The sequence below is a fragment of the Haloarchaeobius ordinarius genome, assembly GCF_051801355.1.
GTDB lineage: Archaea > Halobacteriota > Halobacteria > Halobacteriales > Natrialbaceae > Haloarchaeobius.
This window is the reverse complement of record NZ_CP196560.1, coordinates 1,428,193-1,447,917: the sequence shown is the minus strand read 5'-3', so window position 1 is coordinate 1,447,917 and position 19,725 is coordinate 1,428,193. Positions and strand designations below refer to the sequence as shown.

Genomic DNA, 19,725 nt, shown 5'->3' with positions numbered 1-19,725 from the left:
CTGTGCCGGGCGGTGGCGGGCGGTGGCGGTCCCAGTTCCACCAGCGCGAGTAAACTGCTGGCCGACACTGCCCACGACTCCGACTGAAGAACCACCGACACCACCGACACCGCCGACACCACCGACACCGCCGACACCACCGACATCAGCGACCAGCAGCCGACCATTCAAATACCAGAACGGGGCCAACCCCGGCATGACTCTCGACCACCTCCGATTCGACCGCCTCCGGCACGATACCCGCGCCATCGAAGGACTACCCATCCGACTCGTCATCGCCCTCGTCGTCGGCGTCGCCAGCCTCTCCGTGATGATGAACATGATCTCCGGCATCGGCGGCCTCGCCGTCACCGAAGTCGACGCCCAGCCCAGTCCCGACGTGGTCACGCCCGGCGAGCAGTCCGTGACCATCACCGTCGTCGACACGAACGGTGACCCCGTCGCCGGTGCGACCGTCGTCGTGAAAGGCGAGACCGCGAAACTGGACGGGATACGGACCGCGAAGACGGGTCCAGAAGGGCACGCGACGGTCGACATCGCGCCGACGCTCGGACCGAATCAGGAAGAGGGCACGCTCGAAATCGACATCAAACCGCCCGCCGGCAGCGAGTACGCCGACCAGCGTGCGAACACGGTCATCCTCGTCATCGAGGAGTAGCGGTCGTACCCAGAATCAGTCCCACTCTATCCAGTCGTACTCCCAGCCGCGCTGGACCGCCTGGGCCGCCCGCTCGCGGTCCTCCCTCGCCGTTCGGTTTCGTTCGATGGCCCCCGCCTGCTCGCCGTCCACGAGCAGGGGCGCGAACGCGACCGGGCCGTAGCTGTCGACCTGCTCGCCACCTTCGACCGCGACGATGTGTTGCTCGCCGACCCCGCGAGGCATGACGAGCCGTCCATCGTCAGCGAGCTGGTCGACGAGGGCTCGTGGCGGGTCGACGGCGGCCGCCTCGACGAGTATCCTGTCGAAGGGGGCGTACTCGGGCAGGCCGCGGGCACCGTCGCGACAGTCGACGAACACGTCCTCGTAGCCGGCCGAGGCGAGGTTCGTCCGGGCGTCGTAGACGACGTGGCGCGTGATGTCGACGGCGTGGACGTGCCGCGCCCCGGCGAGTTCGGCGGCGACGGCGGCGGTGTAGCCGACGCCCGCACCGACGATGAGGACCGAGTCGTCTGCCTCGATAGCCAGCGCTTCGAACAGTCTGGCGACGAGGTTCGGCGCGAGGACGGTCGTGCCGCCGTGGTCGTGGGCCTGGTCGAGGTAGGCCCGACGGTCGTCCGCGACGAACTCGTGGCGGGGAACCTCCCGCAAGGCGAGGCCGACGGCCTCTGTCGACACGACGCCCTTCGCATCGTGTTCGAGGCTGTCGACCATGTCGTCGCGCAACACCGCGTGCTCCATACGTCGGCCTCGGTGGTGCACGCATATCAATATCGCGCCTGACCGAGGACGACCTGTCTGTCGGTTCCGGGCACGTCACGGACCTGTATCGCCCGGAAGCCAGCCGTATCGAACCACTCGCGGTACTGGTCACCAGTGTAGCACGCGCCGGTTCCAGTCGCCAACTCGGTGACCGCTGTGGCGCTGGCCCGGGGCGAGCGGTCGCGGAGGTAATCGACGACGACGAGCCAGCCTGTCGAATCGCCGCTCTCGGCGACGTCTCGGCCGCCAGTGAGCACGTCGTGGGCGCGCGAGACCAGCCGCCGGTTCGTCTCGGCGTCGAACTCGTGGGTCCGCATCGGGACGAAGACGCAGTCGACCACGGGGAAGGCCATCTCCCCGTCTTCGGGGTCCAGTGCTTCCGGGTCCCCGGTGACTGTCTCGACCGGTTCGTGCGCGAGCAACGACTCGCTCTCGGCCAGTCGTTCCGCGGTGTCCAAGAGCGTCACGTCGTACCCGCGGGTCGCGAACTCGACGGCATATGGACCGGGTGCACCACCCACGTCGAGTACCCTGTTCGCGCTGCGGGGCCCGCCGGGGCTGGCGACCGCGTGCTGGGCGGCGGTCACGCTGGCGCGGACCGTAGCCACGTCGGTCGCCTGCACGTGGCCGAGGTCGTTCCAGATGGCATCGGCGGCGTCGGTCACGTCGGCCGGCGGCTCCCCGCTCTGCATGGTCTCGGGGAGCTCTCGAAGCGCAGCGAGAACGTCGAGTTCGTGGGGGAGCCGGCTCACCGACCGGAGGTCGCTCGCCGCCAGGAATCCCAGTGCCCTGTTCGTCGGCTCGTACGCGCCCTCGACCAGTTTGAAGAACCCCTCGTCGGCCAGTGTCTCGACGGTCAGGCGGGCGGCACGCTCGGTGATACCGGTTCGAGCCGCGACCTGGGCGGGCGTGTCGGCGTCGGCGACGAGCGCGTCGAGCACACCCGTCTCGCGGGCGGCCCACAGCAAGAACAGCGTCTCCGTGCTCGTGTCCGTCTGCTCGCTCATACCCGAGCAATCGTCGGCCGGCTACGTCAACCTTGCATCCTGACGAAGCGGACGCCGCCGCGGTCCGCCGTCTCCAGGGACCCGTCAGCCCGGCGGGTCGCCGCGACGAGTCGCTGGCTGGTGGTCCCGATGGGCGCGAGCAGTCGCCCACCGGGGCGGACCTGCTCGACCACGTCGGGTGGGAACTCGTTCGCGGCGCAGGTCAGATACGCCGCGTCGTAGGGCGCGTGCTCGGGCCAGCCTTCGCGCCCGTCGCCGACGCGAATCGAGACGTCGCCGTAGCCCAGACGGTTCAGCCGCTCTCGGGCCTCTCTGGCGAGTCGCCCGCTGTACTCCACGGAGAAGACGTTCGACGCGCCGACAATTTCGGCGGTGACGGCGGCGTGATAGCCACAGCCCGTGCCGATTTCGAGGACACGGTCGCCCGGCTCCAGGGCGAGTTCGTCGACCATGATGGCGACCATGTGCGGCGCGCTGATGGTCGCCCCGTCGCCGATGGGCAGCGGGCGGTCGGCGTACGCCTCGTGCCGGCGTTTCGGCGGCACGAACTCGTGGCGAGGGACGGCCCGCATCGCGTCGAGCGTCGACTCGCGCTGGATGTGCTGTCGGCGGGCGAGTGCGTCGGCCAGTGACTCGCGGGCGGCCTCGAAATCGGTGGACATTGGTGTCTCCGGTCGTGGTACCGTTGGTTCGCGAGCCTGAAATCGGTTCGCGTTGGAGAAGCGAAACGCTGGCGGGGCGTGGTCTACCAGGCGGACCAGGCCGTCGTCTCCTCGTCCCACGCGTAGACGCGCTTTGCGTCCTTCGCGATGACGGTGTCACCGGCGTGGTTGAGGTGGTCCTGATGGTAGCCCTCGGCGTCCTGGCGGACCGCGATACCCTTCACGGTGAACTCGTTCTCACCGAACACCTCCGTCTCGCCCACGGTGAACTCGTAGTCGCCGGGGACGTGGACCTTCTCCGCGCGGGTCTCGTTGTTCCGGCCGTCGCGCGGGTGGATGGTCACGTTCACGCCGACGTTCCCGACCGCGCGGGTCCAGAACACGTCGACGTCCTTCGCGAGCGCCTCGTCGGTGCGCTGTTCCTTGCCGACCTCGAGGTCGGTGATGCGCACCGTCATGATGGCCTCCTCGGTGTCGAGGATGAACTCCTCCCCGACCGCGACGGTCTCCTCGGCGGGGGCGTCGACCCGCGCCGTGAAGGACTCGCCGTCCTGGCTGACGACGACCTTGACGTTCACCGTCTCCTCCTCCTCGATTCGTTCCTTGTGGACGTGACTGCACTCCGTACAGCGTACCGTGTACATGTCGCCGCGCTCTTTGAGCACCTCGTGGACGGTCTCACCCGTCGCACACGAGGGGCACGGAACGGCGACACGTTCTGCGACCTCGGTCATAGTCGGTTCTAGCAGGGAGCGCGGTAAAAGCCGTCGGAGTCCGTCTCGTGTGGTTGCGGTTGTCACGTGGACCACCGTGGCGGTTTCTCAGCTATCGCGGCGGATTGCGGTTTCTGGTGCGTGAGATGACGGTGGTTCTGCTGGCATGCAGTTCACTATCGCCGGTGGCAATGGAAACCGCACCACACCCTCCCCAGCCGATTCGCTCCACTGCGTTCCGCTCATCCCTCGCGCGAGTACGAACTCGCCGCCTCGCAGTGCTCGGCGACGAGTCAGGCCGCGCGCCACGATGTCTGGACAAGAATCCGGCGACGACCTCGAATCGAACACTCCGGCGCGCGCTGGCGAGCGTGCTGAGCGCCAGCGAAGCCGCGAGTAAGCGTCGCGCGAGGGATGAGTACCGCAGCGCCAGCGAGGAACGGAATCGGCTGGGGAGGGCGTGGTGCGGTCGCGTTGCTGGGCGGTTGCGGTTCCATCGCCACCAGCGCGAGCCACCTGCTCGCAGCCACCAGCACCCTCTGTACTGCACACTGGCAGAGTCGCAATCTCGATTTCACCAGAAACAGCACCCGACGAAACCCGGAATCAGAACCCGACTCTACTCCACGCCGCCGGGTAGTTCGACTTCTTCCCCATCAGCATACACGGTCGGCTCGCGGATGATGCCGTCCTGGTGGATGGGGGCACTCACGTCGCCGCCGATACCGGCGTCGTCCCCGAAGGCGATGTGGACGGTGCCGCCGGCCTTCTCGTCCAGCAGCACCGAGCCCACGAGTTCCGTCACGGCGACGTTCGTCCCGATGCCGAGTTCGGCGAGGTTGTAGGCGTCCTGCCCGACTTCCTCGGCTGCAGTTTCGAGCATCGCGTTGATTTCCTCGGAATCGGTCGACGTGACGTAGCCGTCTTCGACCTCGATGGTCACCGTCTCGCCCTCGGCGAGCAGGCCGTGCGGGTCGATGGTGCCGTCGACGACGTAGGTCCCGTTCGTGGTCTCGGGCGAGACGAACACCTCGCCGGCGGGGAGGTTCGAGAAGTCGCCGGGCTCGTGGACCATCCCCGTGTCCGAGCGCCACTCGCGGTCGCCAATCTCGAACGTGATGTCGGTGCCCAGCTCGGTCGTGACGCGAATCTCGTCGGCGTCTGCGACCTGTTCGAGCATCGCCTCGCACTCGGCCGCGATGTTCTCGTAGTCGGCGTCGAGCCCGGTGGTGAACACCTCCTCGGTGATGCCGGGGAGGGTCGACCCGCGAGCGCCCGCCTCGCAGGCGTTCCCGCGGGCGCGGGTGTGGCTGATGCTCTTGGTCGTCGGCGCGAGGAACACGTCGCTGGCTTCCATGGCGGCCGCGACGGGTGCAGGCGGCTCCTCGCCGTGCTGGTCGCCCGGCGGGTAGCGGGCGATGGTCACGTCGTCGGTCACCTCGGCGGCGGCGGCGTACAGCGCCTCGCCGATGGCTTCGCGCTTGTCGTCGGTCACGATGACGCAGGACTCGTCCGCCTGAACGGCGAGACACTGTCGGATGGCCGTCTCGGCCGGCTCCTGGAGGTCTGTCATAGGAGAGCGAACTCGGCGGCGGCTGATAGACCTTGCCGTCTCGGTGCCGTCTCGACGCCCGGAGACGGAGACTCAGACGAGCGTCGTCGCGAGCATCAGTGCGAGTCCAAGGATACCCAGTATCGCACCGTCGCACTCGACGTAACGCATAGCGCTGTCGCGGTGATGGCTGTCACGAACGAACAGCTGGTTGGCCGGACTGCTCGGGTCACCCGTCGTCCGGATGGCCCGAATCCCCCCGACGAACAGCACCAGCCCCGCGACGAACACCCCAATCGTGAACATACTCCGATGTATAGATTATTGCGCTGATATTTAATATTTGCAGATTAGAACACACAGAATCATTCGCGAGAACTGGTAGTGTCGGTAATCGACGCATAGATTCCTCGTGAATCGTGCACATGCGACAGTCGGGCGTCACGGACGGACCGCCAGACGGTGGTGAGATAACGGGTGGCTATCGAGAACTTACTCGGCTCCGAAGTAGGTACCGACCTCGAAACCGTTATGCACGGCCTCTGTGCACACTCGCGTATGATTCAGGTGGCCATCAACGGTTACGGTACCATCGGCAAACGCGTGGCTGACGCCGTCGCAGCCCAGCCCGACATGGAAGTGCTCGGCGTCGCGAAGACACGACCCAACTTCGAGGCCGAGACCGCGGTCCAGAAGGGCTACCCGCTCTACGCCGCCATCGAGGACCGGCTCGACCAGTTCGACGAGGCGGGCATCGAGGTCGCCGGAACCGTCGACGAGCTCGTCGAGGCCGCCGACATCGTCGTCGACGCCTGCCCCTCGGGCATCGGCGCGGACAACAGGGCGATGTACGAGGAGTACGACACCCCGGCGCTGTTCCAGGGCGGCGAAGACGCCGACGTGGGCGACGTGAGCTTCAACGCCCGCGCGAACTACGACCAGGCCGCCGACGCAGACTACGTGCGCGTCGTCTCCTGCAACACGACCGGCCTCTCGCGGCTGGTCGCCCCCCTCGAAGAAGAGTACGGCATCGAGAAGGTCCGTGCCACGCTGGTCCGCCGCGGTGGCGACCCCGGCCAGACCGGACGCGGTCCTATCAACGACATCCTCCCGAACCCGGTCACCCTGCCGAGCCACCACGGCCCCGACGTGAACACCATCTTCCCCGACCTCAACATCGACACGCTCGGGATGAAGGTCCCGGCCACCCTGATGCACACCCACAGCATCAACGTCGAACTCGAGTCCCAGCCCGACGCCGACGAGGTCCGCGAGCTGCTCGAATCGCAGTCTCGAACCTTCATCGTCCCCGAACACATGGACATCGACGGCGCGGGCAAACTGAAGGAGTACGCCATGGACCGCGGTCGTCCGCGGGCCGACATCTGGGAGAACTGCATCTGGGGTGCCTCCGTCACGATGGAGGACAACGACCTCTATCTGTTCCAGGCCATCCACCAGGAGTCCGACGTGGTCCCCGAGAACGTCGACGCCATCCGGGCCGTCCTCGGGGCGAAAACCGCCGAGGAGAGCGTCGAGACGACGAACGAGTCGATGGGCATGGGCCTCTGAGCAGCGCGCGACTGTCGGGGACAGAAGGTTTTTCACCCGAGCCACGCTACCCACGTCCATGCGTCGTGACGACCGTGACGAACCGTTCGACGACTTCTTCAAGGAGATCGAACGGATGATGAACGAGATGATGGGTGACCGGTCGATGGACATGCACTTCGAGGGCGACGCTGGCTTCGGTGCCGACACGCACGTCGACATCCACGAGACAGACGACGAGATCCGCGTCATCGCGGACATGCCAGGTGTCGAGAAAGACAACATCAAACTGGAATGCGACGGTGAAGCGCTGACCATCGGCGCAGAGAGCGAGCACCGACAGTACCACGAGCGCGTCGAGCTGCCGACGCGGGTAGACGAACACACCGCGACCGCGACATACAACAACGGGGTTCTGGAGGTCGTCTTCGACCGGATGGACTCCTCCGCCGACATCGACCTGAAGTAGGTCTCCCTACCCCGCCTACCCCGATTCTGCGGTCGTTCGAATCACGTCCGCGAGCCGGTCGTAGAACCCTGCCTCGTACTTCTCCGCGTCGTCGATGGTCGGGCGCGCGTTCGTCTCGTTGACCAGCACTCGTCCAGCCTCCTCGTCGACCAGCAGGTCCACACCGAGGAACGTGATGTCGAGGGTCGCTGCGACTGACTCCGCCAGCCGCCGGTACTCGGGGTCGAGGTCGACCGGCGTCGCGGTCGCCCCCCGGTGGACGTTGTGCTTCCAGCGCCCCGCCTCGCGGTCCGCGTCGGGAAGCCGCCGTTCGACCGCGCCGACGTAGTTCCCGTCGAGCACCATCACCCGGTAGTCTCGCGCGTCGGGAACGTACTCCTGGACGAGAAACGACCGGTCCCCCGTCGCGCGGTAGTCGTGGACGAGGTCGAGGTAGTCGGTGACGCCGAGGAACGAATCGAGGTCGCCGACCTTCGCGACGCCCACCCCCCGGGTCGTCGAGTTCGGTTTGAGGACGGCCGGCGGGTCGAAGTGTTCGAAGGCAGCGGCCAGTTCGGCCTCGTCGACCGGGTTCGACACCACGACCGACTCGGGGACCGGGAGGCCGGCCTGTCCGAGGCGCGCGAGCACGCCAGCCTTGTTCCGGGACGTGAGAATCGCGTCCCGGCCGTTCACCCATGGGACGTCCAGCAACGCATCGGCCACGCCTCCTTCCATGAGCCGGGTCGGGTAGACGAAACCGACGTCGAAGTCACCTGGCGAGAACGGCGCGTCCGCGGGCGAGAGCGGGAGCGTCCGCTCGTCGACCTGGACGTGGTGGACGGACACGCCACGCTCTCGGAGTGGCGCACGCATACGCTCGAACGTCTCCGCACGGGTGACGACAGCGAGGTCGACCATGCGAGGGCGTTCGAGCGCGCGAGCAAAAGCGCTCGCTTACGCGATGAGTTTCTCTTCGCCCTTCTCGACGACGACGCGGCACGGCGGCGAGATCTTGTTGTACGCGCGGCGGAACGCGTCCTTGACGACGGGTGCCTGCTCGACCGTACACCAGCACGTGAACAGTCGCTCGCCACGCTGGATGCGTGCGGCGGTCCCGACGACCTTCCCGAACGCCTGACGCATCCCGTCGGAAACACGGTCTGCCCCTGCGCCCGTCGCCTGCTTGTTCTCGCGCAGGACGTGGTGTGGGAACTTCCGCAGAATCATGTAGTAGTTCCCTTCGCCGAGTTCCTTGATGAGGTGACGGTTCGCCGACAGCCGCGACGCCTCCATCGACCCGTGACGAATCTGGCACTCCTCTTCGAGGACGAGACTGATCTGGACCGGCCAGTCATCCGGCTCGGACGCCGTGTCGCCCATCTTGTGCTGTGCGATCTTCGAACCGGGGATGCCTGTGATGTATTCACGTCGCGTGTACGCGGGCTTGGAAATCTCCCGGTACATCGAGGCGGGTTTGTCCGACATGGTTATTACGGACAACTGAGGCTGAGAACGTGAATAAAGCCTTCGAAGCGGGAGCGACGACAGTCGGCCACACGAAGCCGGCGGGACACGACGCGACCGGGGAGTGCAGGAGGAAGAGAGCGGCGCGGGAGAAGTGAACGATAGAAGACCAGTCAGCTCAGGCGCAGACGTACTCGTTGCCGTCGCGCTCGACGAGTCCCTCTTTGGACAGGGACTTCAGGACGCTGAGGAGGGCGATCTTCTTCATCCCCAGAGTGTCCTGAATCTCGTCCACGGTCGCCGAGCCGGCCGTCTCCAGGAAGAAGTAGACCAGCTTGGCGCGAGGCGAGGTGAGGTTTTCGGGCAGCGGTTCGAAGGTGGGTTTGACGACAGCCTGTTGGATGCTCATTCTGTTTGAGAGGTCGACTTTCTCCAATATAAATCTATGCTGAGGAGAGTGAAAACTCCTAATATGGCATTAAATGTATATGGAAATGCTGGCACACGGGTGAGAATATACAACACACTATGTCGTGATATGTCAAATCGATTTGGCCGAGGTCAGACTGACGGAGCAACTCGGCGAAGAATACCGACGAGCGCGAACCGCCGACTGTGGTAGGACACGGGACGACGGCCATGCAGCCACTCACGGCCGCCGTCTGAGCATGAGTATCGGCAGGGTACGCTCGGTAGAGGCACGTGCCCGACGTGGGCAAGTGAGACTCCAGCGCACAGCGGGTGACCGCTGCATCTACGTCTTTGGACCCCTGTATTAAAATCTTGCCTACTAGCGCAAAGATGGCCAGTAAACGATTGAGATTCAAAACACTCACAACAAAATACGAGATATAGGCGAGAGTTTTTACTATTCAATCCCTGTCGCGAGTGGAACTGCCCGTTCGTTCGACCGGACCAGCGGCGGGGAGGACGGATGCCGGCCCGACCGGATGGAAACGACGGCGCTCTCACCGGTGACACACGCCATCCAGCGTCGCCACTGACGTGCGAGCACGCGGTCGAAAGAAGTACGTCGTTCGTTCGTCTGCCTGTCTCCTGGGCCGCCTTACAGACGGGACAGGTTCGCCGCTCGCGGGCCCTTGTCGCCGTCGACGATGTCGAACTCGACTTCCTGGCCCTCTTCGAGGTCCTCACCGCCGACGTCCGCCATGTGGAAGAATACGTCGTCGTCCTCGCCCTCAGCGTCGATGAAACCGTAGCCGCCGGACTCCTTGAAGAAGTCCACAGTGCCTTTCACCATACGACTGCACGGAGTCGGTAATGTGAGATAACGCTTTCGAGATACCCCATCGCTGCTGCTCGGGGTACTCGGTCACCGAAACGTCCGGTTCGAACAGTCGTCTCGGGTCCGCCGCGAACGTCGAGAGAGCTGTCGTACCTGGTCTGTGAGTAGAACCGTCGCGTCGTTACAGCCGGACGACGTTCGTCGCGCGCGGCCCCTTCGGGGCGTCGTCGATGTCGAACTCGATCTCCTGACCTTCCTGGAGGTCCTCGCCGCCGACGTCCGCCATGTGGAAGAATACGTCGTCGTCCTCGCCCTCAGCGTCGATGAAACCGTAGCCGCCTGTGTCGTTGAAGAAATCAACCTTGCCTGTCGTCATTGCTTGTGAACGGACCGGACGGACACGGATAACCCTTCCGAATATCTCGCCATCGTGATGATTTCGAGACCGGCAGCCGTCGTCGAGGTGTCGACTCGACCGAACGACTCACTGAAAAATCAGCAGCAGGGAGTACCTCTCCCCCTATGAAGCTCGGCCGCCACTAGAGTACCATGGCGGTCTCGCAGCTCTCACCGGGTCCGCTCGTCGACCGGTACGACGACTTCGTGATACAGGTTGTCGAGTTCACCGTGGCCGCGCTCGCGCTCTACCTGCTCGGTCGCTTCGTCGTCGAGCCCGGTGTCCGGTGGGTCCTGGCACGCAGCCGACTGAACGAGACGTTCGAACAGGCCTTCGGGAAGGTCGTCCACGTTCTCGTCCTCGGCAGTGCAATCACCGGTGGTATCGCCGCGGCCGGGTTCCGGACCGCATTCCTCGGCTCGGCCATCGTCGCGGCCGGTGTCACCCTCGCGGTCGGGTTCGCCGCCAGGGACGTCCTCTCGAACTTCGTCGCCGGGGTGTTCATCATTCAGGACCCCTCGTTGAACGTGGGCGACACCATCATCATCGACGACGTGACGGGGACCATCCACGACATCGGTTTCCGCGTCACGCGCGTTCGCACGCCCGACAACGAAACGGTCCTCATCCCGAACTCGCGGCTCGTCACCGTCACCATCCGCAACCAGACGGTCAACGACCCCGTGAGCATCACCTACGACTTCGGTATCGGCTACGACGACGACGTCAGGGCAGCCATCGACCTCTTGCGGGCGGTCGCCGCGGAGAACAACGTCATCCTCGACACGCCCGCCCCGACGATTCGCGTCACCGACCTCGCGGATACCTCGGTCGTCATCACGGCCCGGGTCTGGTTGCACAAACGCGACCGGCGCAGGCACCCAGAGATACGGTCCGCGTACCTGACCGCGGTTCACGAACGCTGTCGCGCACACGGAATCGACCTCAGCACGACCACCCAGCATGCACTCACCGGCGGTCTCAGGGTCGACGAACCGGCGCTCGGGGGCATCCGAGAAGCACCCGTCTCGACCGACCGATACGCCTCCCCCCAGGAGGACGACGACTCCCGACTGGTCGAACCCTGACTACCTCGTTCGGGGTCTCTCGTCCACCACGTGGAGGATTCCGTCCGGACCGTTCGAACGGCCTGAACAGCGACAAAATCGTCTCAACGGTGTCACCCGTTCAGGCTGTCCCAGCCCCGTCCTCCGAGCGTGATGAGACTCGAACGCGACGCACTTCTCACCGGTGAACCTCCTCCTGTCGGTCGCGGTGACGACCGTGCCGTTCCCCGGGACTGTCCCCCAGCCGAGCGCTGGCGCTCACCAGTCAGTGATACCACGATACGCAACGTCGGCACTCGTCGTCGTGTCGTCCGCGAAAAATTGGATCGTCTCTCGTCGTCAGCGGTCGCAGTGAGACTGCGGCGGCTTACAGACGGGTGACGTTGGTCGCGCGGGGGCCCTTCGGGGCGTCCTCGATGTCGAACTCTACTTCCTGGCCTTCTTCGAGGTCCGGGCCGCCGACGTCTTCCATGTGGAAGAACACGTCCTCGTCCGCATCCTCAGTCGTAATGAAACCGTAGCCGCCGGTGTCGTTGAAGAAATCAACCTTACCTTTCGCCATTTCAATTCGTAAGAACGTGCGGCTTGCCGTTAAGCCTTCCGAGATAGCTCCCCGCCCAGCGTCCTCATGGCACAGAGCCAGAGAAGCCGCTATTCGAGCGTTGAGTGGCTCAGAAAACGTGTCACTGCGTATCTCGAGTGTCGGCAGCAGCCGTCCGTCGACGGACGGCCGCATTCGACCCGAGCGGACTCCCGTTACTGCCGCTTCGTTACAGTCGCTTCAGGTTCTTCGCACGGGGCCCTTTCGGGGAGTCCTCGATGTCGAACTCTACTTCCTGTCCCTCCTCGAGGTCCGGGCCGCCGACGTCCTCCATGTGGAAGAACACGTCCTCGTCAGAGTCCTCGGTGTCGATGAAGCCGTAGCCGCCGGTGTCGTTGAAGAAATCAACCTTACCTTTTGCCATTGGATAGCTATACGTCGTCAAAGGATACGAGGTTTGCGGCTACCGGCCTGCTCCGGGTGCGCTCACGATGCTTCCAGGAAGAAGAACGCGCCGCCGAGGACTACCCCGTAGAGCAGGTGCCAGCCGACGAGCGGTGCCGTCACGTTCGGGATGGTCGGCGGAGTCGGTGCGCCGACCGCACCGAGCCAGATGGGCATGATGATGCCCGCACCGAACACCGCCAGAACGACCCCGTACACCGCACCCGCGAGGACCGTCTTCCAGAGCCAGTCACTCACCGCGTACAGCCCGGGGTCGGCAAGGATTCCTGCGAACAGGATGCCAAACAGCATCCCGTGGAGCAAGTGTGCGAACACACCCACCATGAGGACGCCCTCGAACCCGTACAGCCCCGCGATGGCGACCCGGAGGGTCTCGAACCCCATCAGCGTGATAGCGAGACCGGTCACGCCAGCAGCGAGGAACCCTGACGCTGCGCCGCTTCGCCACCTGAACCGCGATTCGAACGGCGATTCTCCGGCGTGCTTCTCTTTGTGGAAGATCGACATGGCTCGATGACACCCCAGTGTGCTAGTAGTTGGCACTATGGGCGCAAAAGCGAACGCCACGGTTTCCAGTGTGTCCAGTCCAGCGACCTGTTCTGGCGGCGACACCGCTGTTCGGCGGTGAATAATGTGAAAATCGAATCGGTGCGTACCGTCTCGCGACGGCCGAGTCCCGATAGTTTACAGCCGAGTGAGGTTCTTCGCGCGGGGACCCTTCGGGGAGTCCTCGATTTCGAACTCTACCTCCTGTCCTTCCTCGAGATCCGGACCGCCAACGTCCTCCATGTGGAAGAAAACGTCCTCGTCAGAATCCTCGGTGTCGATGAAGCCGTAACCGCCGGTGTCGTTGAAGAAGTCAACCTTGCCTGTCGCCATTGCTCTTGAATAGTCCGCCTGACAGCGGAAAAGGTTTGTGGAGACGAGAACACGCCTGGTCCCCTCCGGACAGCCCCACCGACAACCACCCCGATGCTCGCCACAACCGGGTCACGACAGAGGGAATAGTTATCTCAGTACGCGACATACTCCGGGCAAATGAGGGAAGCGGGGCCAGTGACGAGTCGCCACCGCGTGCGGAGTGGCTGGGAAGGCCTCCGCCACGCCCGCCCCTCGACCGACAGTCACCACACGGGCGACCCCGACATCGTCGCACTGGTCACCGACCCCTTCACCTCCGTCGCCGACGCCCACGACCGCCTCCTCACACTCGAACGACTGTTCGTCGACCGCGACGACCGCCGGGCCGTCTTCCTCTCCATCTACGGCCGCGTGACCGAACTGGTCGGTGCCGGCATCGACGGCGGCGAGTTCGAAGACGGCGAGTGGGTCACCCGCTACCTCGTCGAGTTCGCGAACCGCTACCGGCAGGCCCTCCTCGACTTCGAGACCGGCAACCTCGCCGCGCTTTCTGACCCCTGGCAACTCGCGTTCGAGGCCGCCGAGCGCGGCGACTGCCTCGTCGTCCAGGACGCCATGCTCGGCATCAACGCCCACATCAACTACGACCTCGCGTTCGCCCTCCACGAAGCTGGCGTCTCGTCCGACCGTCGCCGCAAGTACGCCGACCACTGCACCGTCAACGACATCCTCCGCTGCCTCGTCGACGAGGCCCAGGACACCCTCGCCGCCGACTACGACGCACCCGGCATCACCACCGTCGACGAGTCCATGGGTCGCCTCGACGAGTCCCTCTCCATCCGTACCATCCGCGAAGGCCGCGACAGCGCCTGGCGGAACGCTGTCGCACTCGACTCCCGCTGGAAGGCCCGCCGCCGGTTCGCCCGCTGGATAACCCGTGTCACGGCGACCGGTGCCGCGTACCTGCTGTTGAGCCCCAACACGAGTTCGCGCGTGCACGGTGCCCTCCAGCAGTTCGAAGCGGGGACGGGAGACAACTGAGACCAGGTAGCGAGAGAAGACGAGGAACGCCATCCGTCCGGCACGCGACGCGGAGATTCTCACGGGGTGTGAGTTCGGAATCGATACTCGTCTCTTGGGCCATGTAGCCGATGGATTCACGTACAGCCTGCGGATCCTCTTTCGTATCGTAGCCGTTGATGCGTACTGATCCCTGTGTGGGGTACAGCAGCGTGACGAGGGTCTTGATCGTGGTGGTCTTGCCGGCCCCGTTCGGGCCCAGAAAGCCGAAGAGCTCGCCATCTTCGACATCGAGAGAGACGCCTCGGACGGCCTCTGTTCCATCGTCGTACGTTACGTGGACTTCCTCCGCGTCGATAGCAGTTTGACGCTTCGAGGAGTCTGAATCGGCCTCGGATCAGTGTCGTGCCTGTTGCAACGCCATAGGCGAGTGAAACATCAGGCTGGTCCGGGGTAGGGAATTCTCGAATTCGTGAGGGCGGTTAAGTCCTCAACCCCGTCAACTGGCGGGTTACGATTCGTCAGTTTGGCAGTGGCGGCCACGTCGTAGCCACCGTCTCCTCGATGAGTTGGGTTTGGGCCCGGCGCAGTCGTTCAGAGACCGAAGACGGAGAGATGCCCAGTTCTGCAGCGACATCTTCCAAGGACGCTTGCCGCGGGATGTCGAAATGACCCAGCTCGTATGCGATTCGGAGTGCCTCGTGTTGACGGTCGGTCAGTCCGTCGCCCGGCGGCTCAGACTCTCCATCTCGTGTGAGGCGGTGTAACCGGAAGCCGGCGTTCCGCTGCCAGAACGAGGAGAACTTTCGAAACGCGTCCCGGTCGGCGAACCAGCCGGTTTGTCGCCATCCGCCAGACACCACAGTGATCCGTTCGATGATCGCGTCGGCAGTGGCGAGGGCTTCAAGACCTGCAAGATCGTCGAGATGCTCACCGAGCTGTTCCTCCAGACTGAGTGCCGGCAATACCTGGTATCGACGAGTCTCTCCGGCCTCTCCAACAAGCTTCCACTCTCCGACGTCGTATGCGTCGGTGAAGGCGTTCTCAATTGCCGACTGAGAACCGTCTTGTACGGTAACGAGAAACAGGGGGCGGTTCCCGTGATTGAACTGCATGTCGAGCGTCACTGTCGCTTCTCGGACGTCCGCCGCTACGCCAGCAAGTGGCAGCGCCTGACAGTCGATGTTGAATTCAGCGACGAGTCCCATATGTCGTTGGTTCTATCTATCATATTGGTGCTGTCGAAACAGCTCGTCGAGAAGCAGTCTGCGCTGCCGCTTCAAACTCATCACCGCCGGCTCCGTTTGGTCTGTCCGAAAAGAGAGGCACCAGTCTCCCTCCGGCACATATAAACAGCCCAATGACTGAGAGAACGGCTTAGCCCCGTCGTCTTCGAAGATCGAGTCGCATGAGGACGACACAGTCCGCAAACGGCACCGAGATAGCCTACGAACGACACGGCGACGGCCAGCCACTGATCTTCCTCCACGGAGGGATGGCCCCCCGTCAGTACTGGAACCCTGTCTTGCCGCATTTCGAGGAATATGCTGCCGTAATCCCGCAACGACCGGGATTCGGTACGTGTCTCGACGACCCAGCGGAGACGAGCGCCGGTGAAGTACTGAACCGTGAAACTAGGTACGTTCGCACGCTCGTGGACGCTGTCGAGGGTGAGCCGATCCTGTTCGGTCACTCTTACGGTGCGTTAACAGCAGTCGAGTCCGCAACGGATGCGGCGGTCGAAGCGGTTCTGGCGTACGAACCGGCGGTGCTCCCCGACGAGTATCGCGCAGCGGCCGATCTCGCCGACAGAATGGCGACGCTCATCGAGGACGGTGAACGACAGGAAGCTGTGAAACGCTACATCGAGCTGGTCCTCCATCCCGATGGAATCGAGGATTTCGATGCGTGGCTGGCTGAATGGCCGGTCTGGCCTGGGTGCGTGGAGCTCGCCGAGGAGGTCGTGCGAATGAATCGCGCTGTCGAACAGTATCAGCTCCCGGACGCGCTGGAGGTTGCAGCGCCCGTACTCGTGATGACCGGAACAAACGGCCCAGAATTCCTCCGCGAGAGCGCTCGCGGCGTTCACGACGCACTGCCGCACAGTCGGCTCGTCGAATTCGACGGCGTCAGTCACAGCGGTCCGGGTGAAGCCCCGGAACGAATCGCAGCGGAAGTCGAGGCGTTCCTCCGTGAATAGTCAGTAATGGTTCGAGAATAAGAGCAGAGAGCATCTATCAATGACGATGGGTGCTCGCACTCCAGACGACAGGTGCTCGTGGGACTCGGGGTGACAGTCGCGGCTGGGCTTGCTGGCTGTAGTGGTACTGCATCGGGAGGCTCGGAGTCCGTCGATTGTCACAGTTCTGCGCTCGCTCACGGTGATGGCGATATCCTCGATAGAGGCGAAATGGTAGCAATTGAGGGCGACGACGTCCGACTGGCGATTCTCCGGTCTGACGAAGCAGTACAGAACCAGAATGGAGGTCGGCTGAAAGTTTTCGACGCTTCCGGTGAAGTAGTTCTCCGAGGAGGAATGACAGCTTCGGCGTATTCTCTACATCGACGTGATCGTAGATCTCAGAAAACGCGAGTTCAGCAGCCCCTGACCCGACCTGTTCGAGTTCGTACTGCGCAACAGCAACTGCACGGAGAATACCAACCCGTATCTCGTCGGCGAGAAGGCGAATAATATCCGTTACCGAACGATCCTCACTCATTGTCTTTCGTATTTACACCCCGTTCAGCGGCGATATCGAAACCTCTAGTCGTCGTGCCCTTGGGCAAGAGCTGCTCCGGTAGGCAGAGCAGTACGTAGGTATGTTAATAAACGACGTTACTACATGTCTCGCAGAGTCCGTTTAGAGTTTCCTTCAGCTAGTATTTGAATGATGAATCGTTCGCTAATCGAGAGCGCCGTAGGTCGAGTTCAACGAATTGGCTGTGAGATAACGTCGGAAGTCCCGCCCGCGCAGCACCGCAGGCATTTGAACTCTGAGTCTAATGCCGCCTCCCGGATTTGAACCGGGGACAGCTCGATCTTCAGTCGAGTGCTCTCCCAGTCTGAGCTAAGGCGGCGCGCATCCTACACTCCGCCGATGATACAAAAAAGGATTTCGATGTGACGCGGCCGCGGTGTGGGGTACCACACCGCCGTCGGCGAGTCAGCGGGAGTGTCGCAGGTGGCATTCACAGACGGTCGTCCCGTCCATCTCGGTCCTATTCGACCCGATTGCTCGAAGCCACGGCTCCGGCAGAACGACTGTCACGTCGTCGACCGTCGACTCCCTGGTGGTCAGCTCGGACTTGCAACGCGGGTCACGGCGAGCGAAGAAGAGACCACGGCCGGCATGTTAACCGTTCTCGGCGAGGGTGACGTTCGCGAACTCGAACCGGGCCCCACCCTCGTCGCTCTCGGTGAGTGTGAGACACCAGTCGTGTGCACGTGCGACCTGCGAGACGATGGCGAGGCCGAATCCGGTCCCACACTCGTCGGTACTGAACCCGGGGTCGAAGATCTCGTCCCGGTCGGCGTCGGGGATGCCAGGCCCGTCGTCGGCGACGTAGAAGCCGTCGCGATCGGTGAGTCTCCCGATCGTGACCGTGACCGAACCGTCACCCCCTGCTGTCCGGTGGCCCGTCGAACCGTGTTCGACGGCGTTCGCCAGCAGGTTCTCCAGCAACTGCTGGAGACGGCTCGAGTCCGCGACGAGCCCTAGATTCGACTCGACGACCAGTTCGGCACCGTCACGATCGACTGCTTTCCACGCGTTGTGGACGACTACGTCGAGGTGGACGGCCTCCGTGTCGCCAACGACGATACCCTGTTTGGCGAGCGTCAGCATGTCCGAGACGAGCGCTTCGATTCGTTCGAGTGCCTCGTCCGCCCGCTCGAAGTGCGCGTTGTCTCCGGTCTCTTTCGCCAGCCGGAGTTGCCCACGGGCCACGCCGACCGGGTTCCGCAGGTCGTGGCTGACGATGTTGGTGAACTCCTCGAGCCGTTCGTTCTGGGCTCGCAACTCCACCTCGCGGTCACGAAGCGCACTCTCGCGGTCGGCTCGCTCCACGGCCGACTGAAGTGTCGCGCTCAGAATCCGAGCGAGGTTTCGGTCGTTCTCGTCGAAGGCACCGGGCGCAGGCGAGGCGAGGGCGAGCACCCCGAACTCGCCCAGTGGCAACGCGAGCAGTGACCGAATTTCGACGGCCGCCTCGACGGTCGTCTCCGTCTCTCGCAACTCCGGAATCGCCTGTGCTTCGCCGGTGGTGAACGCCTCCCACGCCGGGCCACTCTCGCCGGGGAACGCCAGCCGGCCGTGTAACGTCTCTGCGGTGTCGTCGGTGAACGCGATCGGGTCGAGCGTCCCCGACTCCTCGTCGTAGAGTCGAACCGACGCGATTGGGAAGCCGAGCGAGTCACAGGCCGCCTCGACCGCGACCCAGGCGCACTCGTGTCGGTCACCCGTCTCCAGAAGTCGCCCAGCGGTCTCGGTGAGCCTGTCGAGCCGCTGTCTGTAGTGTGTCCGGTCGGTGACGTCGGTGATGAATCCCTCTATCGCCACCAGTTCGTCGTCCTGGTACACGCCACGCCCCTGCTCCCACAACCACCGGAGCTCGCCATCGCGGCGACGAATTCGATACGTCACCTCGAACGGTTCGCTGGCGTCGAGTGCGGCCTGTACCTCCTCCCAGACCGCCTCGCGGTCGGCTTCGACGAGGACTTCTTCGCCCCAGACCACGTCGTCGTTCTCGAACTGTTCCGGATGATACCCGGTCAGGTCGAGACACCCCTCGCTGACGAACTCCATCGGCCAGGACTGCTCGTTCAGACACCGGTACACCATCCCCGGTAGGTTACTGATGAGCGTCGAGACCATCCGTTCGGTCTCCGCGAACGCAGCCCGCGTCTGGTACGCCTCCGCTGCCTTCTGGATGCGGTTGGCGAGCAGTTCGAACTGCTCCGTGCCGCTCCCCTTCTGGAGGTAGTCCGTCACGCCCGCAGAAATCGCGTCGCTGGCGACCTGCTCTGACCCTCTCCCGGTGAACAGGACGAACGGGATGGTTGGGTCGCGCTCGCGGACCGAATCCAGCAGTTCGAGGCCGTGGGCGTCCGGCATCCGGTAGTCGCTGACGACACAGTTGGGCTGGAACTCGTCGAAGGACTCGAGCGCGGCCGACACCGACCGAACCGACCGAACCGCCACATTCGGCAGTTCCCGTTCGAGGAACTTCGTCGTGAGGTCCAGAAACGCCGGTTCGTCGTCGACGTGGAGGACTCGAATCGGCCCAGTCATCTACTACAATCTCGTGA

24 protein-coding genes, 1 tRNA gene and 1 pseudogene are annotated in these 19,725 nt (G+C 64.0%); 6 read left to right on the top strand and 20 right to left on the bottom strand.

Annotated features, from left to right (window positions below; all coding sequences use genetic code 11):
* The first annotated feature begins 196 nt into the window (after window positions 1-196).
* Window positions 197-658, top strand: a complete 462-nt coding sequence (locus ACSC1R_RS07595; RefSeq protein ID WP_439028461.1) for a DUF7382 domain-containing protein — start codon at window positions 197-199, stop codon at window positions 656-658.
* 15 nt (window positions 659-673) lie between these two features.
* On the opposite strand, the gene ACSC1R_RS07590 is transcribed toward ACSC1R_RS07595, so the two are convergent.
* The 6 genes from ACSC1R_RS07590 to ACSC1R_RS07565 all read right to left on the bottom strand — a co-directional run bounded on the left by ACSC1R_RS07590 (window position 674) and on the right by ACSC1R_RS07565 (window position 5,660).
* Window positions 674-1,399, bottom strand: coding sequence for a protein-L-isoaspartate O-methyltransferase family protein (locus ACSC1R_RS07590; RefSeq protein ID WP_439028460.1), 726 nt, complete (start codon window positions 1,397-1,399; stop codon window positions 674-676).
* Between the two features lie 26 nt (window positions 1,400-1,425).
* Entirely contained in the window at window positions 1,426-2,427 is a 1,002-nt protein-coding gene (locus ACSC1R_RS07585) for a class I SAM-dependent methyltransferase (RefSeq protein ID WP_439028459.1), read from the bottom strand.
* 26 nt (window positions 2,428-2,453) lie between these two features.
* The gene (locus ACSC1R_RS07580; RefSeq protein ID WP_439028458.1) at window positions 2,454-3,089 is read right to left on the bottom strand and encodes a protein-L-isoaspartate(D-aspartate) O-methyltransferase; all 636 of its coding nucleotides are present in this window, start codon (window positions 3,087-3,089) and stop codon (window positions 2,454-2,456) included.
* Between the two features lie 83 nt (window positions 3,090-3,172).
* Complete coding sequence (locus ACSC1R_RS07575; protein WP_439028457.1) at window positions 3,173-3,823, bottom strand: HVO_0476 family zinc finger protein; 651 nt, start codon at window positions 3,821-3,823, stop codon at window positions 3,173-3,175.
* A gap of 598 nt (window positions 3,824-4,421) precedes the next feature.
* Window positions 4,422-5,375, bottom strand: coding sequence for an aminopeptidase (locus ACSC1R_RS07570; protein ID WP_439028456.1), 954 nt, complete (start codon window positions 5,373-5,375; stop codon window positions 4,422-4,424).
* 72 nt (window positions 5,376-5,447) lie between these two features.
* Window positions 5,448-5,660, bottom strand: a complete 213-nt coding sequence (locus ACSC1R_RS07565; RefSeq protein WP_439028455.1) for a hypothetical protein — start codon at window positions 5,658-5,660, stop codon at window positions 5,448-5,450.
* A gap of 252 nt (window positions 5,661-5,912) precedes the next feature.
* Here ACSC1R_RS07565 and ACSC1R_RS07560 point away from each other — a divergent pair, with 252 nt between their 5' ends.
* Together ACSC1R_RS07560 and ACSC1R_RS07555 are read left to right on the top strand one after the other, a co-directional pair.
* Window positions 5,913-6,926, top strand: a complete 1,014-nt coding sequence (locus ACSC1R_RS07560; RefSeq protein WP_439028454.1) for a type II glyceraldehyde-3-phosphate dehydrogenase — start codon at window positions 5,913-5,915, stop codon at window positions 6,924-6,926.
* A 58-nt stretch (window positions 6,927-6,984) separates the two neighbouring features.
* Window positions 6,985-7,374, top strand: coding sequence for an Hsp20/alpha crystallin family protein (locus ACSC1R_RS07555; RefSeq protein WP_439028453.1), 390 nt, complete (start codon window positions 6,985-6,987; stop codon window positions 7,372-7,374).
* 15 nt (window positions 7,375-7,389) lie between these two features.
* On the opposite strand, the gene ACSC1R_RS07550 is transcribed toward ACSC1R_RS07555, so the two are convergent.
* From ACSC1R_RS07550 to ACSC1R_RS07530, 5 genes are all read right to left on the bottom strand, one after another.
* Complete coding sequence (locus tag ACSC1R_RS07550; protein ID WP_439028452.1) at window positions 7,390-8,274, bottom strand: ATP-grasp domain-containing protein; 885 nt, start codon at window positions 8,272-8,274, stop codon at window positions 7,390-7,392.
* Window positions 8,275-8,310: 36 nt separating this feature from the next.
* On the bottom strand, window positions 8,311-8,841 hold the full coding sequence (locus ACSC1R_RS07545; RefSeq protein ID WP_439026229.1) for a 50S ribosomal protein L16: 531 nt from the start codon (window positions 8,839-8,841) through the stop codon (window positions 8,311-8,313).
* A 157-nt stretch (window positions 8,842-8,998) separates the two neighbouring features.
* Complete coding sequence (locus ACSC1R_RS07540) at window positions 8,999-9,229, bottom strand: MarR family transcriptional regulator (protein WP_439028451.1); 231 nt, start codon at window positions 9,227-9,229, stop codon at window positions 8,999-9,001.
* A gap of 657 nt (window positions 9,230-9,886) precedes the next feature.
* On the bottom strand, window positions 9,887-10,081 hold the full coding sequence (locus tag ACSC1R_RS07535) for a cold-shock protein (protein ID WP_439028450.1): 195 nt from the start codon (window positions 10,079-10,081) through the stop codon (window positions 9,887-9,889).
* 166 nt (window positions 10,082-10,247) lie between these two features.
* Window positions 10,248-10,442, bottom strand: a complete 195-nt coding sequence (locus tag ACSC1R_RS07530; RefSeq protein WP_261649762.1) for a cold-shock protein — start codon at window positions 10,440-10,442, stop codon at window positions 10,248-10,250.
* A gap of 173 nt (window positions 10,443-10,615) precedes the next feature.
* Here ACSC1R_RS07530 and ACSC1R_RS07525 point away from each other — a divergent pair, with 173 nt between their 5' ends.
* Window positions 10,616-11,551, top strand: coding sequence for a mechanosensitive ion channel family protein (locus ACSC1R_RS07525; RefSeq protein ID WP_439028449.1), 936 nt, complete (start codon window positions 10,616-10,618; stop codon window positions 11,549-11,551).
* A gap of 346 nt (window positions 11,552-11,897) precedes the next feature.
* On the opposite strand, the gene ACSC1R_RS07520 is transcribed toward ACSC1R_RS07525, so the two are convergent.
* The 4 genes from ACSC1R_RS07520 to ACSC1R_RS07505 all read right to left on the bottom strand — a co-directional run bounded on the left by ACSC1R_RS07520 (window position 11,898) and on the right by ACSC1R_RS07505 (window position 13,415).
* Window positions 11,898-12,092: a cold-shock protein gene (locus ACSC1R_RS07520; RefSeq protein WP_261649757.1), complete on the bottom strand. Its 195-nt coding sequence runs from the start codon at window positions 12,090-12,092 to the stop codon at window positions 11,898-11,900.
* A gap of 208 nt (window positions 12,093-12,300) precedes the next feature.
* Window positions 12,301-12,495 carry a cold-shock protein gene (locus tag ACSC1R_RS07515; protein WP_439028448.1) on the bottom strand — a complete coding sequence of 65 codons (195 nt, stop codon included), beginning with the start codon at window positions 12,493-12,495 and terminating at the stop codon, window positions 12,301-12,303.
* Window positions 12,496-12,557: 62 nt separating this feature from the next.
* A complete protein-coding gene (locus tag ACSC1R_RS07510; protein ID WP_439028447.1) occupies window positions 12,558-13,043 on the bottom strand; it encodes a histidine kinase in 486 nt (161 codons plus the stop codon).
* Window positions 13,044-13,220: 177 nt separating this feature from the next.
* A complete protein-coding gene (locus ACSC1R_RS07505; protein WP_261649753.1) occupies window positions 13,221-13,415 on the bottom strand; it encodes a cold-shock protein in 195 nt (64 codons plus the stop codon).
* 159 nt (window positions 13,416-13,574) lie between these two features.
* Between ACSC1R_RS07505 and ACSC1R_RS07500 the strand changes: the two genes are divergently transcribed.
* Window positions 13,575-14,438 (top strand): DUF5995 family protein, encoded by an 864-nt coding sequence (locus tag ACSC1R_RS07500; protein ID WP_439028446.1) that lies wholly within the window; start codon window positions 13,575-13,577, stop codon window positions 14,436-14,438.
* Window positions 14,439-14,457: 19 nt separating this feature from the next.
* Here ACSC1R_RS07500 and ACSC1R_RS07495 read toward each other — a convergent pair.
* Both ACSC1R_RS07495 and ACSC1R_RS07490 read right to left on the bottom strand, forming a co-directional pair.
* A pseudogene (locus tag ACSC1R_RS07495) lies at window positions 14,458-14,775 on the bottom strand (ATP-binding cassette domain-containing protein); the annotation flags it as partial.
* Window positions 14,776-14,938: 163 nt separating this feature from the next.
* Window positions 14,939-15,625 carry a helix-turn-helix domain-containing protein gene (locus ACSC1R_RS07490; protein ID WP_439028445.1) on the bottom strand — a complete coding sequence of 229 codons (687 nt, stop codon included), beginning with the start codon at window positions 15,623-15,625 and terminating at the stop codon, window positions 14,939-14,941.
* A gap of 200 nt (window positions 15,626-15,825) precedes the next feature.
* On the opposite strand from ACSC1R_RS07490, the gene ACSC1R_RS07485 reads away from it, so the two are divergent.
* Complete coding sequence (locus ACSC1R_RS07485) at window positions 15,826-16,617, top strand: alpha/beta fold hydrolase (RefSeq protein ID WP_439028444.1); 792 nt, start codon at window positions 15,826-15,828, stop codon at window positions 16,615-16,617.
* 37 nt (window positions 16,618-16,654) lie between these two features.
* Here ACSC1R_RS07485 and ACSC1R_RS07480 read toward each other — a convergent pair whose 3' ends face one another.
* The 3 genes from ACSC1R_RS07480 to ACSC1R_RS07470 all read right to left on the bottom strand — a co-directional run bounded on the left by ACSC1R_RS07480 (window position 16,655) and on the right by ACSC1R_RS07470 (window position 19,708).
* Window positions 16,655-17,137, bottom strand: coding sequence for a DUF7347 domain-containing protein (locus tag ACSC1R_RS07480; RefSeq protein WP_439028443.1), 483 nt, complete (start codon window positions 17,135-17,137; stop codon window positions 16,655-16,657).
* Window positions 17,138-17,421: 284 nt separating this feature from the next.
* Window positions 17,422-17,495, bottom strand: a tRNA-Phe gene (locus tag ACSC1R_RS07475).
* A 275-nt stretch (window positions 17,496-17,770) separates the two neighbouring features.
* Entirely contained in the window at window positions 17,771-19,708 is a 1,938-nt protein-coding gene (locus ACSC1R_RS07470; protein WP_439028442.1) for an ATP-binding protein, read from the bottom strand.
* Window positions 19,709-19,725: the final 17 nt, after the last annotated feature.

What these genes read in the sequence shown, in the direction of transcription:
- ACSC1R_RS07595 (WP_439028461.1), top strand. Translation starts at nt 197, where the DNA reads ATGACTCTCGACCACCTCCGATTCGACCGCCTCCGGCACGATACCCGC.
- ACSC1R_RS07590 (WP_439028460.1), bottom strand. Translation starts at nt 1,399, where the DNA reads ATGGAGCACGCGGTGTTGCGCGACGACATGGTCGACAGCCTCGAACAC.
- ACSC1R_RS07585 (WP_439028459.1), bottom strand. Translation starts at nt 2,427, where the DNA reads ATGAGCGAGCAGACGGACACGAGCACGGAGACGCTGTTCTTGCTGTGG.
- ACSC1R_RS07580 (WP_439028458.1), bottom strand. Translation starts at nt 3,089, where the DNA reads ATGTCCACCGATTTCGAGGCCGCCCGCGAGTCACTGGCCGACGCACTC.
- ACSC1R_RS07575 (WP_439028457.1), bottom strand. Translation starts at nt 3,823, where the DNA reads ATGACCGAGGTCGCAGAACGTGTCGCCGTTCCGTGCCCCTCGTGTGCG.
- ACSC1R_RS07570 (WP_439028456.1), bottom strand. Translation starts at nt 5,375, where the DNA reads ATGACAGACCTCCAGGAGCCGGCCGAGACGGCCATCCGACAGTGTCTC.
- ACSC1R_RS07565 (WP_439028455.1), bottom strand. Translation starts at nt 5,660, where the DNA reads ATGTTCACGATTGGGGTGTTCGTCGCGGGGCTGGTGCTGTTCGTCGGG.
- ACSC1R_RS07560 (WP_439028454.1), top strand. Translation starts at nt 5,913, where the DNA reads ATGATTCAGGTGGCCATCAACGGTTACGGTACCATCGGCAAACGCGTG.
- ACSC1R_RS07555 (WP_439028453.1), top strand. Translation starts at nt 6,985, where the DNA reads ATGCGTCGTGACGACCGTGACGAACCGTTCGACGACTTCTTCAAGGAG.
- ACSC1R_RS07550 (WP_439028452.1), bottom strand. Translation starts at nt 8,274, where the DNA reads ATGGTCGACCTCGCTGTCGTCACCCGTGCGGAGACGTTCGAGCGTATG.
- ACSC1R_RS07545 (WP_439026229.1), bottom strand. Translation starts at nt 8,841, where the DNA reads ATGTCGGACAAACCCGCCTCGATGTACCGGGAGATTTCCAAGCCCGCG.
- ACSC1R_RS07540 (WP_439028451.1), bottom strand. Translation starts at nt 9,229, where the DNA reads ATGAGCATCCAACAGGCTGTCGTCAAACCCACCTTCGAACCGCTGCCC.
- ACSC1R_RS07535 (WP_439028450.1), bottom strand. Translation starts at nt 10,081, where the DNA reads ATGGTGAAAGGCACTGTGGACTTCTTCAAGGAGTCCGGCGGCTACGGT.
- ACSC1R_RS07530 (WP_261649762.1), bottom strand. Translation starts at nt 10,442, where the DNA reads ATGACGACAGGCAAGGTTGATTTCTTCAACGACACAGGCGGCTACGGT.
- ACSC1R_RS07525 (WP_439028449.1), top strand. Translation starts at nt 10,616, where the DNA reads ATGGCGGTCTCGCAGCTCTCACCGGGTCCGCTCGTCGACCGGTACGAC.
- ACSC1R_RS07520 (WP_261649757.1), bottom strand. Translation starts at nt 12,092, where the DNA reads ATGGCGAAAGGTAAGGTTGATTTCTTCAACGACACCGGCGGCTACGGT.
- ACSC1R_RS07515 (WP_439028448.1), bottom strand. Translation starts at nt 12,495, where the DNA reads ATGGCAAAAGGTAAGGTTGATTTCTTCAACGACACCGGCGGCTACGGC.
- ACSC1R_RS07510 (WP_439028447.1), bottom strand. Translation starts at nt 13,043, where the DNA reads ATGTCGATCTTCCACAAAGAGAAGCACGCCGGAGAATCGCCGTTCGAA.
- ACSC1R_RS07505 (WP_261649753.1), bottom strand. Translation starts at nt 13,415, where the DNA reads ATGGCGACAGGCAAGGTTGACTTCTTCAACGACACCGGCGGTTACGGC.
- ACSC1R_RS07500 (WP_439028446.1), top strand. Translation starts at nt 13,575, where the DNA reads ATGAGGGAAGCGGGGCCAGTGACGAGTCGCCACCGCGTGCGGAGTGGC.
- ACSC1R_RS07490 (WP_439028445.1), bottom strand. Translation starts at nt 15,625, where the DNA reads ATGGGACTCGTCGCTGAATTCAACATCGACTGTCAGGCGCTGCCACTT.
- ACSC1R_RS07485 (WP_439028444.1), top strand. Translation starts at nt 15,826, where the DNA reads ATGAGGACGACACAGTCCGCAAACGGCACCGAGATAGCCTACGAACGA.
- ACSC1R_RS07480 (WP_439028443.1), bottom strand. Translation starts at nt 17,137, where the DNA reads ATGAGTGAGGATCGTTCGGTAACGGATATTATTCGCCTTCTCGCCGAC.
- ACSC1R_RS07470 (WP_439028442.1), bottom strand. Translation starts at nt 19,708, where the DNA reads ATGACTGGGCCGATTCGAGTCCTCCACGTCGACGACGAACCGGCGTTT.